Source organism: Nocardia sp. NPDC004718, assembly GCF_053601535.1.
The window spans coordinates 1-17,430 of the sequence record NZ_JBSGCA010000086.1 but is presented as its reverse complement, the minus strand read 5'-3'; the positions used below and the strand labels follow the sequence as shown (position 1 = coordinate 17,430).

At 61.7% G+C, this 17,430-nt stretch carries 11 protein-coding genes; 7 read left to right on the top strand and 4 right to left on the bottom strand.

Annotated features, from left to right (window positions below; all coding sequences use genetic code 11):
- Positions 1–77: 77 nt before the first annotated feature.
- Positions 78–947, bottom strand: a complete 870-nt coding sequence (locus ACWEH3_RS34140; RefSeq protein ID WP_450023030.1) for a 3-hydroxyacyl-CoA dehydrogenase family protein — start codon at positions 945–947, stop codon at positions 78–80.
- Between the two features lie 80 nt (positions 948–1,027).
- Between ACWEH3_RS34140 and ACWEH3_RS34135 the strand changes: the two genes are divergently transcribed.
- The 6 genes from ACWEH3_RS34135 to ACWEH3_RS34110 all read left to right on the top strand — a co-directional run bounded on the left by ACWEH3_RS34135 (position 1,028) and on the right by ACWEH3_RS34110 (position 10,375).
- A complete protein-coding gene (locus ACWEH3_RS34135) occupies positions 1,028–2,542 on the top strand; it encodes a 3-hydroxyacyl-CoA dehydrogenase (protein WP_450023028.1) in 1,515 nt (504 codons plus the stop codon).
- 46 nt (positions 2,543–2,588) lie between these two features.
- Positions 2,589–3,854 (top strand): MFS transporter, encoded by a 1,266-nt coding sequence (locus ACWEH3_RS34130; protein WP_450023026.1) that lies wholly within the window; start codon positions 2,589–2,591, stop codon positions 3,852–3,854.
- On the top strand, positions 3,847–4,587 hold the full coding sequence (locus tag ACWEH3_RS34125) for a carboxymuconolactone decarboxylase family protein (protein ID WP_450023024.1): 741 nt from the start codon (positions 3,847–3,849) through the stop codon (positions 4,585–4,587). The genes ACWEH3_RS34130 and ACWEH3_RS34125 overlap by 8 nt, the downstream gene beginning before the upstream one ends.
- Entirely contained in the window at positions 4,580–5,818 is a 1,239-nt protein-coding gene (locus ACWEH3_RS34120; protein ID WP_450023022.1) for a CoA transferase, read from the top strand. Before ACWEH3_RS34125 ends, ACWEH3_RS34120 begins: the two co-directional genes overlap by 8 nt.
- 91 nt (positions 5,819–5,909) lie before the next feature.
- On the top strand, positions 5,910–6,827 hold the full coding sequence (locus tag ACWEH3_RS34115) for an acyl dehydratase (RefSeq protein WP_450023038.1): 918 nt from the start codon (positions 5,910–5,912) through the stop codon (positions 6,825–6,827).
- 152 nt (positions 6,828–6,979) lie between these two features.
- On the top strand, positions 6,980–10,375 hold the full coding sequence (locus ACWEH3_RS34110) for a pyruvate carboxylase (protein WP_450023020.1): 3,396 nt from the start codon (positions 6,980–6,982) through the stop codon (positions 10,373–10,375).
- A 284-nt stretch (positions 10,376–10,659) separates the two neighbouring features.
- Here the strand turns inward: ACWEH3_RS34110 and ACWEH3_RS34105 are convergent, their stop codons facing one another.
- Positions 10,660–12,093: an amidase gene (locus ACWEH3_RS34105; protein WP_450023036.1), complete on the bottom strand. Its 1,434-nt coding sequence runs from the start codon at positions 12,091–12,093 to the stop codon at positions 10,660–10,662.
- Between the two features lie 42 nt (positions 12,094–12,135).
- On the opposite strand from ACWEH3_RS34105, the gene ACWEH3_RS34100 reads away from it, so the two are divergent.
- On the top strand, positions 12,136–12,753 hold the full coding sequence (locus tag ACWEH3_RS34100) for a TetR/AcrR family transcriptional regulator (protein ID WP_450023018.1): 618 nt from the start codon (positions 12,136–12,138) through the stop codon (positions 12,751–12,753).
- A gap of 204 nt (positions 12,754–12,957) precedes the next feature.
- Here the strand turns inward: ACWEH3_RS34100 and ACWEH3_RS34095 are convergent, their stop codons facing one another.
- Together ACWEH3_RS34095 and ACWEH3_RS34090 are read right to left on the bottom strand one after the other, a co-directional pair.
- Positions 12,958–15,570, bottom strand: a complete 2,613-nt coding sequence (locus ACWEH3_RS34095; RefSeq protein ID WP_450023016.1) for an AAA family ATPase — start codon at positions 15,568–15,570, stop codon at positions 12,958–12,960.
- A 920-nt stretch (positions 15,571–16,490) separates the two neighbouring features.
- Positions 16,491–17,024, bottom strand: coding sequence for a hypothetical protein (locus ACWEH3_RS34090; RefSeq protein ID WP_450023012.1), 534 nt, complete (start codon positions 17,022–17,024; stop codon positions 16,491–16,493).
- Positions 17,025–17,430 lie beyond the last annotated feature (406 nt).

Here is a 17,430-nt window from a genome sequence, read left to right as displayed (position 1 = left end):
TTGTGGGCACTGCTGCGCGACCAACGCGAGTTCACCCACGGCAACCCGGCCCCGGTTGCTGCTGCGGCTTGACATGGTCATTGAGAGTCCCTCGGATACGTATAGAAGCCCTGCCCGGTCTTGCGGCCAAGATGTCCTTGGGCGATCATCCGCGCCACCGTGTCCGGCGCACGATAGCGATCGTCACCGAATTGCCGCTGCAAGCTGGTTGTCACAGCCAGGTGCACGTCGAGGCCGACGATGTCGAGCAGCCGGAAGGGGCCGATCGGAAATCCCATACCTTCGGTGACAGCGCGGTCGATCTCCTCGACTGTGGCGACTCCGGATTCGAGCGCTCTGATGCTGTCGTTCTCGAAGGCGACCACGAGAAAGTTCGTGATCAGTCCCGGACTGTCTCGGAGAATTACTGGTATTTTGCCCACCGACTCGAGCAGAGCGACTGCGGTGGCGACGGTGTCGTCGCTCGTCTGCGGTCCCCGGGCGACCTCGACCAGCGGCATCAGCGGTGCGGGATTGCAGTAGTGGGTGCCGATGAGGTTCTCGGGGCGAGCAAGGCCGTCGGCGATCGACTCGATGAGAAGAGTCGACGTATTCGTGTGAATTCGTGTGTCGGGTGCACAGATCGCCTCGACGCGGGCCAGCACTTCTTTCTTGAGTTCGACGTTCTCGGGGAGCGCTTCGACGACGAATCCGGCCTCGGCGATACCAGCGAGATCGCCGACGTACACGATACGCCGCAGCGCCGCCGCAGCGTCGTCTCCGGTCATCTTTCCACGCCGCACACTCTCGGCGAAGAAGTCGTGAACCAGGTCGGCGGCGCGCGCCAGTTGCGAGCTGTCGCGGTCCATGAGCCGGACATCGCGCCCTCCGCGCGCGAGTGTCAACGCGATCCCCTGTCCCATCGTGCCCGCTCCCAGAACGGCTACCAGGCTCTTCCTGTCAGTCACTTGACAGAGCTTACAAATGTCTTACAGTTTACGCAACACGTGACAGTGACCACAGTTCAAGCTTCCCGGAAGGCATGCGAATGACAACTAGCGCGCCGCGGATCTGCGTGATCGGCGCCGGCACCATGGGGCAGGGCATCGCCCAAGTCGCACTCACCGCCGGGCACAACGTCGGCCTGGTCGACCGCGATGCCGACCAGCTCGCCGCCGCAGTGGCCGGCATTCGGACTCGACTTACCCGTCGAGCGCCTGAGCTGCTGCAGAGCCTTTCCGCGCGTCTCCTCATCGCACAATCGGTCCAGGGTCTGCCCGTAGAGCCGAACACCGTAGTCGTCGAAGCAGTCGTGGAGAACCTCTCGATCAAACATGCGGTGCTCCAGGAGGCGTTCGATCACTTCGGGCCGTCGTGCCGGCTCGCGACGAACACCTCTTCGCTATCGATCACCGACATCGCAGCGGGGCTTTCCCGGCCGGACCGCGTGATCGGGATGCACTTCTTCAATCCCGTTCCGGTCATGCAACTGGTCGAGGTCGTTCCGGCTGTGCAGACCGATCCCGCGCTCGTCGAAGAAATCCGGCAGCTGGCAGTGTCGTGGGGGAAAACGCCGACCGTGGCACGATCGACACCCGGCTTCATCGTCAATCGCATCGCCCGGCCGTTCTACGGCGAAGCTCTCCGCCTGGCGGAGGAGAACGTGGCTTCGTTCGCGATCATCGATCGCCTCCTGCGGGGGGCCGGGGGCTTTCGCATGGGGCCGTTCGAACTCATGGATCTGGTCGGCAACGACGTCAACGAGACCGTGACCCGAACCGTCTGGACAGCCTTCCACTTCGATCCCCGGTTTACCCCGTCGTTGCTGCAGCGCGAACTGGTCGCGGCCGGTCGGCTCGGGCGCAAGACGGGGTCCGGGTTCTATGACTACGAGGATGGAGCCGCCGTCATCACCTCGTCGCCGCCACCGGAACCAACTCGTCCCGTACCTGAGACCATCGAGCTGCACGGAGATTCGGCCGAGCTCGAGCAACTGCTGTTGCGCGGCGGGATCACCGCCAGGCGCATTCCCGGTCCGCGCCCATATCTGTCGCTCCCGGGGCTGGGCGAAGTTCGGATTACCCGCGGTATCAGCGCGCAGGAGGAGTCCTCCATCGAGGCAGTCCCCGTGGTCCTCATCGACCGTCCACTCGACATGGATACTGCCTCGTGCCTGGCCTTTTCGGGATCAGAAGATTCCGCCGACCTCGCAGGTGCAGTGGCCGCGCTCCTTCGTCGAGCCGGCATCGATCCGATTCGCGTACTCGACGCGCCCGGCCTGATCGTTGCCCGTGTGGTGAGCATGATCATCAATGAGGCGAGTGAGGCTCTGCACCTCGGTATCGCCTCGGCCGCTGATATCGACACCGCCATGCAACTCGGTACCAACTACCCCCTCGGCCCTCTGCAGTGGGCCGACAGGTGGTCGGCGACCTACGTTCTGTCACTGATCGATGCGTTGCGTGACGGATATCGCGACGCACGTTATCGCGCCAGCTGGCACCTCCGTTCGTCCGCACACCGGCACCGCGCCTCTCATCGTCCGCCACAGTTGTCGGCATAAAAGCAAGGAGACACCGATGTCTGACATATCAACCAAATCTCGACGGGTGGCGTTGGCCAGCCTGGCTGGGACCACGATCGAATACTACGATTTCTTCATCTACGGAACAGCCGCCGCGCTGGTGTTCAGCAAAGTGTTCTTCCCTTCTGTCGACCCCTTGACCGGGACCTTGTTGTCTTTGTCCACATTTGCTGTTGCCTTCATCGCGCGACCGATCGGCGCCATCGTCATAGGCCACTACGGCGACCGGATCGGGCGCAAATCCATGCTCGTGTTCACGCTCATGTCGATGGGCGGAACGACTCTGCTGATCGGCGTTGTCCCGTCCCACGCCACTATCGGCATCGCGGCGCCGATCGTCTTGATCGGCCTGCGTTTCATTCAGGGCTTCGCGCTCGGCGGAGAGTACGGCGGCGCTGTCCTCATGGCTACCGAGCACGCGGAAGCGAACAAGCACGGGTCACGCGCGAGCCTTGTTCAGCTGGGCGCGCCCCTCGGACTCATCCTCGCGAACATCGTCTTCTTCGCCCTCGCCCCGCTGACGCCTCACGCCTTCGAAACCTGGGGTTGGCGTGTTCCGTTCATTCTCAGCATCGTCCTCGTCATCATCGGCGTGACCGTTCGAATGAAGGTCGAGGAGTCGCCGTCCTTCAAGCGCATAGCCGATTCGGGGGCGGTCGCCAAGATGCCGGTGGTCGAGGTTTTCCGCACGAATGCCCTACGTGTGCTGTTGGTGGCGCTCACCAGTGTCTCGGTCGGTGTGACGTTCTACGTCGGCACGGTATACAGCCTCACTTACGGCACGAAACAGCAGGGCCATTCCCGGAACACCATGCTCGCGATCGTCATCGTCGCGATGGTGGCCGTTATCATCGGCGTCCTGCTCTTCGGCAAGCTCGTCGACAAGATCGGCCCTCGAAAAGTCTTCCTGTGCGGGTCCGTAGGCATGATCGCTGGAGCCCCGCTCTTCATCGCAGCGCTGCAGACCGGCGACATCGGATTGACCATCCTCGGATACCTCATCCTCTTCGTTCCCTACAGCGCATCGTGGTCAGCGTTGAGCAGCATGCTCGCGGCGTGCTTCGACACCCGAATCCGCTACTCGGGCTTGTCGATCGGTTTCACCCTCGGCCAGATTCTTGGTAGCGCGTTCGCCCCCATCGTCGCCACGGAGTTGCTGTCCCGAACCGGGTCGTTGTGGTCAGTCGCTGCGTACGTCGCCGCCGCGACGGCACTGTCCGCGGTGACGGCAGTCATGATCCGTGAACGCCGACTGTCGCCGGCGCCCGCAGGAGACCTGGTCGGTGCCTGATTTCGAGGCGCCCTCGATCGCTCCGCTCGGCGAACGCGCCGAGCGGAGTCTTCTTCGGCGCGATCCCCGATATCTGACCGCACTCCGCGCCTTGGACGCAGTCGCTTGGGCCAATCCGTCGCTCACTCTTGCCGAGAAACACTTGATCTGCCTTGCCGCCGCGGCTGCGGTGACCGATCTGGATGAGCAGCGTATTCGACTACACATCACACGGGCGCTGGAAGCAGGCGCCACCGAACCGCAGGTGCTCGAGGTCATCGAGCTCACCAGCGCACTCGGCGTCCACGCCTGCACTGAGGGACTACCCGCACTTCTCGACGCCATCGAACCGCTCGATAACTCGGCGCTATCCCCCAGGCAACTCCAACTTCAAGCGGCGTTCAAGGAAAAGCGCGGGTACTGGAGCGCCATCTGGGACGGATTGTTACGCCTCGACGAGGCGTACCTGGAAGCGTATCTCGACTTCTCCGCGCATCCATGGGCCACAGACCACCTGAGCCCCGTGATGAAGGAACTCGTGTACGTGGCGTTCGATGCGACCGCATCGCACCTCTATCGTCCAGGAATCGACATACATGTGCGCAATGCCTTGAAACTTGGCGCCACAGCACAACAGGTAGCGAATGTCTTCACCTTGCTGAGCACGCTAGGTGCACGTACGACATCCATCGCAATCGAAATCCTCGACGAGATCCATTGTGAACGAGACAACTCGGAGGTCACCGATGGTTGAAATCCAGACGAACGTCCGTCGCCCCCTTGCGGGGTTGAGAGTCGTTGAGTTGTCCAGCTTCGTCGCCGCTCCCCTCGGAGGAATGACACTCGCTCAACTCGGAGCCGAAGTCATCCGCGTCGACCCGGTGGGCGGGGGCCCGGACAAGGATCGCTGGCCCCGCACGGCCGATGGCCGAAGTCTTTACTGGTCTGGACTCAACAAAGGCAAGAAGTCGCTCACCGTCGATACGCACTCCGAATCCGGGCGAGAGATTGTTCGATCTCTACTCCGCATCGGCGGGCCGTCGTCTGGCATATTGCTCACGAACGCCGTAGGCCGCTCATGGCTCGACGACGAACAGCTTCGCGCCCTCCGAGAGGACGTGATCATAGTTCGCGTCGAGGGAAACTGGAAGGGACAGGCTGCTGTCGACTACACAGTCAACGCGGCGGTGGGATTTCCTTCCGTCACTGGACCGGAGGGGTTCGCAGATCCGATCAACCATGTGCTTCCAGCCTGGGATGTGACTTGCGGAATCTATTGCTCACTCGCTATTACGACCGCCGTCCTGAACCGGCGAACAACAGGACAGGGTGCAGATGTCCGGATTGCGCTGGAAGATGTAGCGCTCGCAACAGTTGGCAATCTCGGTTTTCTGAGCGAAGCCCAGATCAACGGATCGAGCCGACCCAGAATAGGCAACCATTTATACGGTGGATTCGCTCGCGACTTCATCACCCGCGACGGGCACAAAGTGATGATCGTCGCACTCACCAAGCGGCATTGGAACGAGTTGGTCGGCGTAACGGCGCAAGCAATCGCGGTTACCGGACTCGAAAATTCTCTGGGAGTGGATTTCACCCGGGAGGACGACAGGTACACCTACCGTGAGATGCTGGCCGGACTTTTTCAGGTGTGGTTCGGAAACCAGACGACGCAGGACGTGGAAGCCGCGTTGCGGCCGACATCGTTGTTGTGGGCGCGATACCGCTCCTTCGACGAAGTCGTTGATCCAGCATCGACCGATGTGTGGAACAACCCCATGATGTCGATGCTGACCCAGCCCGGGATTCCGGCTCACCTCGCGCCGGGGTCCCCCATACGCTTCAACGACATGCCGCGAACGGCCGATCAAGCACCCGAACTCGGTGCCCACAACCGAGAGATACTCACCACTCTCGTGGGACTCAGCGACCGTGAACTCTGTGAACTCGAACAAAAAGGAGTAATCGGTGGCACACCCTTCTGAAAACCGCTCGCTAACAGATCTGTTCACATTTGCGGAAGGGCCGAGCTTCGATGACCTTCAAATAGGCGATACTTCTCACCCAACTATTGGAATGACGCTTACCGACGGCACCGCGGCGCACCACCAAGCCATAGTCGGTGACCGCTTGAGGCTCGCGCTCGACGAAGAATTCGCTGTGCGTGTCACAGGCGGATCGCGAATCGCTCACCCAGCACTGGTCTGGGATGTCTCGATCGGCCAGTCGACCCTCTTCACCCAAAAGGTCAAGGCAAATCTGTTCTACCGAGGTCTATCGTTTCACACGGTTCCCCGCATCGGCGATACCCTGAGAACCACTACAACCGTGGTCGGCCTGCATTCGAACACCCCGCGGCCGAATCGCGCACCCACCGGCATGGCGCTACTCCGAATCGACACAGTCAACCAGCGAAATGACCCTGTCTTGTCCTACCACCGGTGCGCCATGCTCCCGCGGCGAAGTGACACGACCAGAGAAGAAGGCCCACGCGACGTATCCCTCACGCCCGCACACGTTCATCTTGATCCGTACAAAAGATGGAGTATCGAACAACCGGACATAGTCGCGCCGGGGCGGCTGGCCGGGTTGGCCCCTGGATCGGTGCTGAATGTTCACGCAGGCGATGTCGTCACCAGCGCGCCGGAACTCGCCAGGCTGACCCTCAACGTCGCTGCCGCGCATCATGATGAACGGGTGGGCGGTGGCCGTCGCCTGGTGTACGGCGGCCACACCGTGGGAATCGTGTTGTCTCAGGCGACGCGTGTCCTACCTGATATCGCAACAGTCCTCTCCTGGGAGCGCTGCGACCACATAGCACCCGTATACGAAGGCGACACCATTACGAGCAGCCACGAGGTCCACTCACTCCAATCGCGGGACGGATGGCTCATGGCGCGGATCAACTCGCGGGGGTTCGCGATGCGCTCGGGTACGTCGACAGAAGTCTTGAACTGGGTGTGGACAGCCTTGCTTCCGGCACTGACGAAATAGCATGTCCGCCGCGCTGCAGTGCTCGATTCGATAACAGCACCACTTCCGGCCTCGAGTGCGCTCGATTGCACCCTACCGGCGAAACAGCTACTCAAATATTTCCACCACCGGTTCTCAATCACTGACCGAGAACTGTGGCGAAGGGGTCTCGAATGTTTTCCAAAGTTCTGGTTGCCAACCGCGGCGAAATCGCGATCCGAGGGTTTCGCGCCGCGTACGAATTAGGTGCCGCAACTGTGGCGATATTCCCGTACGAGGACCGTAACTCGATTCACCGGTTGAAAGCCGATGAGAGCTATCAGATCGGTGCGCAGGGGCATCCTGTACGGGCATATCTGTCGATCGATGAGATCGTCTCGGTCGCGAAGAGGTCAGGCGCCGATGCGATCTATCCGGGCTACGGCTTCTTGTCTGAGAACCCTGAATTTGCGGCGGCGTGCGCAGCGGCAGGGATCACGTTCATCGGCCCTTCCGCTGAGGTGCTGGAACTGACAGGCAACAAGGCACGGGCTATCGCGGCGGCGAAGGCGGCCGGGCTACCGGTGCTGGTGTCGTCGCAGCCGTCTTCCAATGTCGACGAGTTGGTCGCGGCGGCCGAAGACATGGAGTTCCCCGTGTTCGTCAAGGCCGTGGCCGGGGGTGGCGGCCGAGGGATGCGTAGGGTCGAGGAACGGTCGGCGCTGCGGGAGTCGATTGCAGCGGCCGCGAGGGAGGCCGAGTCAGCATTCGGTGACGCGACTGTTTTCTTGGAACAGGCTGTGATCGATCCTCGACATATCGAGGTTCAGATCTTGGCGGACAACGAAGGCAACGTGATTCATCTGTTCGAGCGGGATTGTTCGGTGCAGCGCCGACACCAGAAGGTCATCGAACTGGCGCCGGCACCGAACCTCGACCCTTCTCTCCGTGACCGGATCTGTGCGGACGCCGTCGCGTTCGCGCGGCAGATCGGTTACTCCTGCGCCGGGACCGTGGAGTTCTTGCTCGACGCTCGTGGGAACCACGTCTTCATCGAAATGAACCCTCGCATCCAGGTCGAGCACACGGTCACCGAGGAGATCACCGATGTCGATCTGGTTCAGGCTCAGTTGCGTATCGCGGCCGGAGCAACGCTGATAGACCTCGGTCTGGACCAAGACACTGTCAAGATCCGCGGCGCTGCTCTGCAATGCCGAATCACCACCGAGGACCCTGCCAACGCATTCCGCCCGGATACAGGCCGCATCACAGCCTACCGGACACCAGGTGGCGCAGGGGTACGTCTCGACGGTGGCACCAACCTTGGTGCAGAAGTGGGAGCCCACTTCGACTCGATGCTGGTCAAGCTGACCTGCCGCGGCCGGGATCTGGACGCTGCTGTCGCCCGTGCGCGTCGCGCCGTCGCGGAGTTTCGAATTCGCGGTGTCAGCACCAACATTCCCTTTCTGCGAGCCGTTCTCGACGACCCGGCCTTCCGGGCAGGTGAACTCACTACGTCGTTCATCGAGCAACGCCCCGCTCTGCTGACCGCACAGCGATCGGCGGACCGCGGTACCAGAATCCTCGAGTACTTGGCCGACGTCACTGTCAACAAGCCGCACGGAGAACGTCTTTCTCACGTGTATCCGCGAGACAAGCTGCCATCTCTCGATCTGTCGGTGGCTCCGCCGCAAGGCTCGCGTGATCGGCTTCGGAAACTGGGGCCGGAGCGCTTCGCGCAGGCACTGCGTGAGCAGACCACGCTCGCGGTAACCGACACCACCTTCCGCGATGCGCACCAATCGCTGCTCGCCACCCGCGTCCGCACCTCCGAACTTGTGGCTGTAGCACCCTACGTGGCCCGCTTGACACCTGAATTGTTATCGATCGAGGCATGGGGCGGTGCCACCTACGACGTCGCCCTGCGCTTCCTGCGCGAAGACCCATGGGAACGGCTGGCGGCGCTGCGCGAAGCCGTACCGAACATCTGCCTGCAGATGCTGTTGCGCGGCCGCAATACCGTCGGATACACCCCGTACCCAGAGACCGTCACGCGGGCGTTCGTCCAGGAGGCCGTTGGAGTCGGCATCGACATCTTCCGAATCTTCGACGCGCTCAACAATGTCGACCGCATGCGTCCGGCGATCGAAGCCGTACTCGCGACCGGCACCGCCGTCGCCGAAGGCGCCCTCGCATACACCGGTGATATGACCAACCCGGCAGAAAAATTGTACACACTTGACTACTATCTGCGCCTAGCAGAAGAGATCGTCGAGGCCGGCGCACATGTCCTTGCGATCAAAGACATGGCCGGCCTATTGCGTGCCCCCGCTGCCGCTCAATTGGTCTCAGCGCTGCGCAGCAACTTCGACCTGCCAGTGCACGTACACACCCACGACACCCCTGGCGGCCAGCTCGCCACTTATCTGGCCGCGTGGCAGGCTGGAGCCGATGCTGTCGATGGTGCAGCGGCGCCGCTGGCAGGGACCACCAGCCAACCCGCATTGTCGGCGATCATCGCCGCCACCGCCCACAGTAAGTTCGATACCGGTATCGACCTGAAGGCGGTATGTGACCTCGAACCGTACTGGGAGGCGCTCCGTAAGATGTACGTGTTGTTCGAATCCGGCATTCCAGCCCCCACCGGCCGCGTCTACACCCATGAGATTCCCGGCGGTCAACTTTCCAACCTACGTCAGCAAGCAATCGCTCTCGGAATCGGGGATCGATTCGAAGAAATCGAGGCAATGTATGCCGCTGCCGACCGGCTGCTCGGTCGATTGGTAAAGGTCACCCCTTCATCGAAAATCGTTGGAGACCTGGCACTGCACCTGGTGGGATCGAACGTCTCGGCCGCCGAGTTCGAGACCGATCCGGGTCGGTTCGACATTCCCGAGTCGGTCATCGAGTTCCTGCGCGGCGAGCTGGGCACTCCGGCCGGAGGCTGGCCTGAACCCTTCCGCACCAAGGCCCTCGTAGGTCGGAGTACCGCCAAGTCCGAAGCAGTGCTCGCCCCGGAAGACGAGAAGGGACTGTCGGGCTCGTCGAAGCAACGGCAAGCCACGCTCAACCGGCTGCTTTTTCCAGGTCCAACTGAGGATTTCGAGCAGCACCGCCAGAGATTCGGCGATACGTCACAGCTGTCCACCTATCAGTTCTTCTACGGGTTGCGCCAGGGTGAGGAACACCGTGTATTGCTTGGTAGAGGCGTCGAATTGCTCATCGGGCTCCAGGCGATCTCCGAACCCGACGAGCGCGGCTTCCGTACCGTCATGTGCATACTCAATGGCCAGCTCCGGCCGGTGTCGGTCCTCGACCGGTCCCTCGCCAGCGAAATCCCGGCGGCAGAGAAGGCCGACAGCGAAGACCTCGGGCACATCGCAGCACCGTTTGCGGGGACGGTAACCGTCTTGGTAGCTGTGGGCAGCCAGGTGACTGTGGGGGATACGATCGCAACGATTGAAGCGATGAAGATGGAGGCCGCTATCACCACCCCCAGAAGCGGAACCGTCACGCGCCTTGCCGTATCCGAGATCGCAGCTGTCGACGGCGGTGATCTTATCGCAGTTATCAGCGTCGATAGCCGATGAACCAGTCCTGACACCTGCCCGACGCAGTGGACGGCCCCGATGGCGTCGCAAACCTGGTTCGGCACGGCGGTTCGGTTCGCCCCGTTGTGGACCGAGCCGCGTAACGCTGTGCTTGCTCGAACGATCGTACCGGCTCCTCAGGTATCGGCCCGGCGAGGTTGCCCGGTCTTCCGGACACCAAGAGTGAGGCGAGATACTCACCTTGGAAAGGTGTCCGGATGCCACCAGGGGTTCCGGTAGTGATCGCGCGGAAAACAACGACTGTCTGAGCAGCCTGGAGCATCCTAGGTCGATGTGCGTGCTTCACTGTTCGGCCGCCGCGGGTTGATCGGGGCCAGCACCCCCAAGCGTTGCTCGATGGCGCTTGCCGCAGTCAGGCACAGGTCTTCCCGATACATCCGGCCGATGACCTGAACGCCCTGAGGTAGCCCGCCGATCACACCAGCCGGAACAGCTACTGCTGGAACTCCTACCAGGGTGGTGGCCGTGCACAAGCGCAACGGGCTCATCATTCGCTGCTGCTCGTCCGCGTCGACCGGAACCGATGGTGGTGGCGGCAATTCGGTGTAAACCGGTCCGAGCAGTAGCGGATACCGGTCAAGGAACTGCGTCCACACGCGCTGCACACCCAGCCTCGCGGCGGTCAGTCGAATGTAGCCGGACAGGTCTGATGGTGGTTGCCGACGCATCATCAACTCCATGTGCAGGCGACTGGTTTTACTCAGCAGCGGCTGCAGTGTGGACCAGACCAAAGAGAATTCGGTGCTGATCAATCCGGAATAGACCGCCAGCGCTTCGGCCAGCGCGGGTACCTGCACTTCTTCGATCCGGTAGCCGGCATCGGCCAAAGCGTCTGCTGCATCGGCCAATCCGGCGCGCACGTCGGCATGCATTCGGTCACCATCGAGATCTGTCACCAGCCCGACCGTGACGGGGTCGCTCAGCGGTGGACCGTCCGGCGGTGCGGGAACGGCCCGGGGATCGTGCGCGTCGGCACCGGCGAGTACGCCGAAGGCCAGCCGTAGATCCGAAACCGACCGAGCGAGTGGACCGTCGACCGGGAACAGTTGTGACGCCAGTGTCGGTTCGCGACCACTGATTCGGTGGTCCGCGGCGAATCGGCCGTAGGTGGGTTTGAGTGCGGTGATCCCATTGAATGTCGCCGGATTGCGTAGCGAGCCACCAGAATCATTGCCCAGCCCCAGCGGCGCCATGCCGGTTGCTACCGCTACACCGTCGCCACCACTCGTCCCACCCGGTGTCCGACCATCCGGATCCCACGGGTTGCGCGTATCGCCGTACAGCGTGCTCGTTGTGTGCAGACCGCCGATCGTCAGATCAGGCAGGTTGGTTCGGCCGATCGGAATCGCCCCAGCCACGCGCAATCGGCGCACCGGCGGCGCATCGGCGGCGGCCACCAGGTTCCGCATGGCCGGCACACCCATCGTCGTGGCCGAGCCCGCGACATGGAGGTTCTCCTTCACCGTGAACGGGACCCCGGCCAACGGACCCACCGTTTCGCCCGCCGCGCGCCGCCGGTCGATCGCGCGTGCGGCATCGAGAGCGCCCTCGGCCAGCACGTTCGTTACCGCGTTCACTGCCGGGTTGACCGCATCGATCCTCGCCAGATGTGCTCTGACCACCTCGACCGCGCTGATCTCCCCCGCGGCCACGGCTGCAGCGACCTGCACGGCCGTCGCCTCGTATAAATGCTCCACACGGCGCAATATACATAGTTGTATTCGGATACACTACTGAATATGAATCAGCGTTTCAGCCGCGAGGAGAGCCGACAGCAGACCCGGGACCGGCTGCTCGATGCCGCCGCGGAGTTGTTCGCCGAACGGGGTGTCAACGGCACCTCGGTAGAGCAGATAGCCGAACGCGCCGGATACTCCAGAGGAGCCTTCTACGGCAACTTCGCGGACAAGCATGAACTCACACTCGAACTCCTCACCCGACGAACACAGCACGAGCTCGACGAAGTCGCCCGACTCGACCACACCAACCGGGAACCGTTGCGCGAGTTCAATCGCGCCCGTGCCCGTCACCTCGATGAATGGCTGGCACTACGGCTCGAACTCGTACTCCACATCCTGCGCAACCCCCAACTCCGATCACGTCTGGCCGAACGCGAACTCACCGCCCGCAACGCCATCGCCACCGGAATCACCCACGAATTACCGCATCCTCCCGCCGATCCCGCTTTCCTGGCGCTCATAGTGCACGCCCTCGAAGACGGCCTCCTGGTTCAGAAGCTACTGACCCCCGACGAGATCCCCGACGATATCGTCGTCGACGCTTACGATTTGTTGATCGCCGCATGGGCGGCATTGGCCGAGAAGGATTGCAGGCCGGGCGCAATAACTCAGCGTTGAGCGGGATCGCGGTTCAGGCCGAAGACGATCGCCGAGACTTCCCCGCCAAGCAACCCAGCGCAGTTCTCACGGATGTCAGCGAAGCCACTGTTCTGCCGCATGCCGCCGTGGGCGTGATGGGTCAGAAACGAACGTTTCCGACCCACACCAACCCTCACCCACAGCGACCGGCGAAACCTTGGACGACGCACGACGAAAATATCTTCACTGCTGTCGCGGTCGAGGCCTCTTCTCGGTCGTTCCGAGTCGCAGCTTGGCCGCTTCAGCCCGAATCCCATTGATCCGGTCGTCGGGAACGAGTTTGATGATGTCGCCGCGCGACGTGATCGCCAATTTACGAAAAATTGCCGCCATCTGAGCATCGATGGTTTTGCCAGAGCTTCCCCGGCGGGTAGCTATCGCGGAGTTCGTCCAGCCTGCCGCCGCCAATGCCGCGACATCCTGCTCGGCGGCCGACAGCTCATGCCAGTGCGAGGGGGTATCCCGCCGGGCGGGATGATGCATCGGAAGCCTGTCCACGGACAGTATTCCCAGTGCCAACTGCTGCACCTCGCTCAGTTCCGGGCGCAGGAGGGATCCTTGTCGCTGCCCGGCGGCGAATTGATCATGGCCGAGCACGCTACGGGCAACGTCCATCGCCTTGCTCGTTTCATCCGCGTAGGAGCCAAGATCGCCCCTATCGAACCCCAGCGTCGCTCGCAAAGTCGCGGCCCCGCCGGCGAGTTGAGCGATTTCGGTCGCTAATGCCCGCAGCTCACTACGGTCAGCGGTCCCAGCCGCGTCCATCTCCCGCACAATTTGCGCCAACGACCACATGCGTATGTGCACTGTCCACAACTCACCCCAGTGGTCATGCGCCTGCAGATGATACAGTAGCGCGCTACGCCCGAGGTCCAGCGCCTCAGTGGGATTACCGTACTTCGTCAGGGTGATAGCTCGCGCCATCTCTGCCCACGCCTTCGCCCATCTCGCGCCGGATGCGGTAGCACGGTCGAGGTGTTTTCCGGTGATCTCCAGAGCTTGTTCCGCCGATCCCACGAATCCAGCAGACCACGCCTCGACATCTTCACTCCGGTCTTCACCCCCGTAGTCGCCCGATGCATGGAATTTTTCACCTGCTCGGAGGAATACCGTGAGCGCTCGGCAGTCGCGGCGGGATATTGCTAATTCGGCTGCCCAAAGGAATTCGACAGGAGCCGGCAGTCCGATGTCGGTTTCTGGCTCCTCTCGCCACCCGTGTCGGGTTAGTGGGTCGGGGATCGAAGCGGTCACGCACTCTTCGAGTATCCGGCTGGCGTCGTCGTTCTTGCCTCGTAGTAGGTCCTGCCACCCGAGCATAGCCATGGCTTTGATTTGTAATTCGGTTGTCTGTGGTGCCGCCAACCGGGTCGCCTGCAGCGTGCGTTCGGTCCATCGGCGCATCTCGCGGAACGAACCTTTCACGATTGGCATAAAAATAAGGCTGGATGCGATCTCCAAGCCGACTGCCGGTTCACCCGAGGCCAAGCTTGTCTCGATCGCCCTGACAAGATTGTCCCATGACGCCCGGACCCAGTCCAACAAATCTTTCCCGGCTGGGCTGGATCTGTCGACCTGCGCTGCCGCAATTCTATCGCGGTAGTATCGGCGATGGCGCTGCGCGAAAATTTCACACTCGTTGCGTTGAGGGGTGGAGCGTTCTTGCAGACGCCTCCCGGCGAAGACGCGCACACTCTCTAGGAGCGAGTAACGAACGGTGGTCGGCGTAATGTGGATAGTCACCAGCGACTGGTCGACTAGGCGTTCCAGGACACTTCCGACGTCCTCGGTCGGCAGGTGGGGCGAGGAGTTACTCGCCGGGATGGCATCTTCGTCGGGTGAGTCGTCCGCGCAGACGGCCTCGATGGCTTCCAAGTCGACGCCGACATCCACGATTGGATTGGATTCATCGTAGGGGTTGGTGTCGTACCCGGCAGCGAACACCGACATTCGGTCGAGAAGCACTTTCTCTTGATCCAGACAAAGGTTATAGGACCACGCGATGGCATCGCCGACCCCGCGGTGCCGCGGTTCTGCCCCCACGCGGGGCCCGTGCCACCGCAGTCGTTTGTCGGTGGCATCACCACTGAGTTCCTGGATGATCATTGCCAACGGCTGCCGTGATAGCCGCGCCGCAGCTAAGCGGATATACAAAGGATGGTTGTGCATGTGACGGCAGATCAAGGCCACGTTGGCGATGTCGTCTCTGTCGATCACCGGCCTGCCGGTGAAAGCCGCCCGTTGACGGAACAAGTCCACAGCTTGCTGCCGCAGAAGGGCTGGCACCGGTTCCACGTGCTCGTCTATCCAACCGACGGCTTCACGACTGGTGGCAAGGATCGTCAATCCTGGCACGGCCTCCAACAGATCCGCGACAACTTGACCCGCGCCTTCGAGCACGTGCTCACAGTTATCCATCACGAGTATCGACGGCAGTGGCCGCCCAGAATCATCAGTCAGTGTGAGACTGTCGACCAATGCATCCCACGCGGACCGTCCGGACAAGTCGGTGTCGACCACCGCGTGCGCAGCTTCCTCTTCGACCGCGTCCGCGTCCGATCCCTTGACCAAACGTGCAAGTCGGACCCAGTAAACCGGTGTTCGACGGGTCTTACGGAACCGGCGGACAGCCTCCGTGGCAAGTCGCGTCTTGCCGATGCCGCCAGGCCCGATCAAAGTGATCAACCGCGCCGATGACAGCAACAACTCGATAAGCCGGTCCAACTCCGTCTCCCGGCCAACGAAGCGATCCGTTGCCGCAGGTACGTCCCCCGTCTGCGCCTGGCGCTGCGCTGACATACCACGAGAGCATAGTCGCCGTGTACACCACTCGCCGTTGAATGGTTCCGTCCATCTCTGTCGCGCTTCACCTACACAAGATCTAGACCTACAGTCCGTCGAGGCGAGAGCTGGCGGCGCGCAGGCACTGGACGTTGGGCGCGCCGGCCGAAGCGAGTGATTGCGGCTCAGGCAGCCATCGGCATCGAAGCCCCCGCCTGATCGCGACCCACTATTCCGCCCCCATTTGCCCCGGGAGAGAACTTCCGCGCGGATTGAGCCAGCCGGATACAGCTTTCCAATCCGCCGACGTCATTTGCGTATTATCCTTTGCTCTCAACACAACGCAGTGCATATGCCGGCGACGATGTAGGTCCATTTTCGAATGGAGTGTCCGACCGCACCTCGAGCAAAATATTTTCACCATTTCCTGACCACTCGACTGAGACTCGATTCCATGATCGTCGGCCGCATCGCGCGGCGAGTAGGGTGCGCTCCGGGTTCGGCCACTTCATTGTGAACCGCTCGGCGCCGTTGCCGAACGACGGAGATTTGAAGTTCATCACCACGAGACCCGGGCGAGCGACACCGCTTCCACATAGGGTGCGCTAAGGTGTGACAGCCTGCTCTTCCTCGGCCGATCGAACACCTCGGCACGAGGACTTTATTTCAACGCGTGGTTCCTCATATCATTCCAGGCGTCAGCAGCGACAGCCATCCACTTCCGCTCCAACGCGACCGCTTTCAATGCCGGCCCCTCTCTTTCGACTTCATTTTCGGCATGGGCGGAAAAATCTACCAACTCCGACCAGCGCCGAAAGTCTACGATCAGACGCTCTTCAAACTTCGAGTCCATTTTTTACGCACCCGATTTCCGGATAGAATTTCGGATTCAATACTTTACATTGTCGTTCAAAAAAACGCTTTCTAATGACGCTTCGTCAAACGGTGCACGCCCTCATCTGGCTTCCTCCCAGTGGTAGTTGAAGACGCCGAGCGCGCATCTCGGACACCATCTCCGCATAGCCATCGCGTACCTGAGCGAGATGCAACCACGCCCGATACCGCAGTTCTACGTCCGTTGCATGTAAAGCTGTCCACCATGCGTTGGCAAAGGCCATGGCAATGTGGCTCAATACTTCACCCAGGGAGTGCGTGTGCATCCGGGCGCTTTTCATTCTCGGCACGTTTCTCACTGCCCACACGTCGATATCATTTACAACTCGATCGATTTCCGATCGCACTTCCCCGCAATCGCAGTTTCTTCGTCGCAATGCCGGATCGTTCCGGCGCGGTATCAGCTCAGCGTGCAGATCGGCGAGGTCTCGCATCCAGCCGACTACCGTGAGATCGCTCCGCAGTCGGCCTGAGAATGCCTGCAACAGTTGATCAGGCTCCAGCAATGGCACCCTCCAGCCCCGTAGTTCCTCGGGGTCCGGTTGCGCCACCTCGGGTGCACATTCGTTTCGGTACATCAGACACCTCCTCGTCCCTTTAGCTTGGTGCTGTAAGGGGGTGGCAGACATCAGGCGACCACGAGTTTTCTTCTAGCAGGATGCTCGATCTACCTACCTATAGCGCGGAGGAGTCGGAGCGGTTGCCGGCGAGCGCGGCACATCATGCCGCTATGCTGCATCGACGCGCTGGTGTAAGTAGTGTTGGATTTTGCCGCATGGGCTGTGCTGCTGCGTGGATGCTTGGATCAGTTCGAAGCGCGCGACCTCTTACATCAAGTACGTCAGACCAGCGTTCGTACCGGAAAGGACGGCTTGTAGTCGCAAAATGTGACCCCGCCCGGCACGAGGGCCGGGCGGGGTCTGTCGTCCCCCGACGAACGTCGTCGGGTTCCTCCTCACTACCTACTTGGCCGGTGCGACCGGC

Coding starts and splice junctions, on each gene's coding strand:
- ACWEH3_RS34120 (WP_450023022.1), top strand. CDS start 4,580: ATGGTTGAAATCCAGACGAACGTCCGTCGCCCCCTTGCGGGGTTGAGA.
- ACWEH3_RS34110 (WP_450023020.1), top strand. CDS start 6,980: ATGTTTTCCAAAGTTCTGGTTGCCAACCGCGGCGAAATCGCGATCCGA.
- ACWEH3_RS34100 (WP_450023018.1), top strand. CDS start 12,136: ATGAATCAGCGTTTCAGCCGCGAGGAGAGCCGACAGCAGACCCGGGAC.
- ACWEH3_RS34115 (WP_450023038.1), top strand. CDS start 5,910: ATGACGCTTACCGACGGCACCGCGGCGCACCACCAAGCCATAGTCGGT.
- ACWEH3_RS34095 (WP_450023016.1), bottom strand. CDS start 15,570: ATGTCAGCGCAGCGCCAGGCGCAGACGGGGGACGTACCTGCGGCAACG.
- ACWEH3_RS34090 (WP_450023012.1), bottom strand. CDS start 17,024: ATGTACCGAAACGAATGTGCACCCGAGGTGGCGCAACCGGACCCCGAG.
- ACWEH3_RS34135 (WP_450023028.1), top strand. CDS start 1,028: ATGACAACTAGCGCGCCGCGGATCTGCGTGATCGGCGCCGGCACCATG.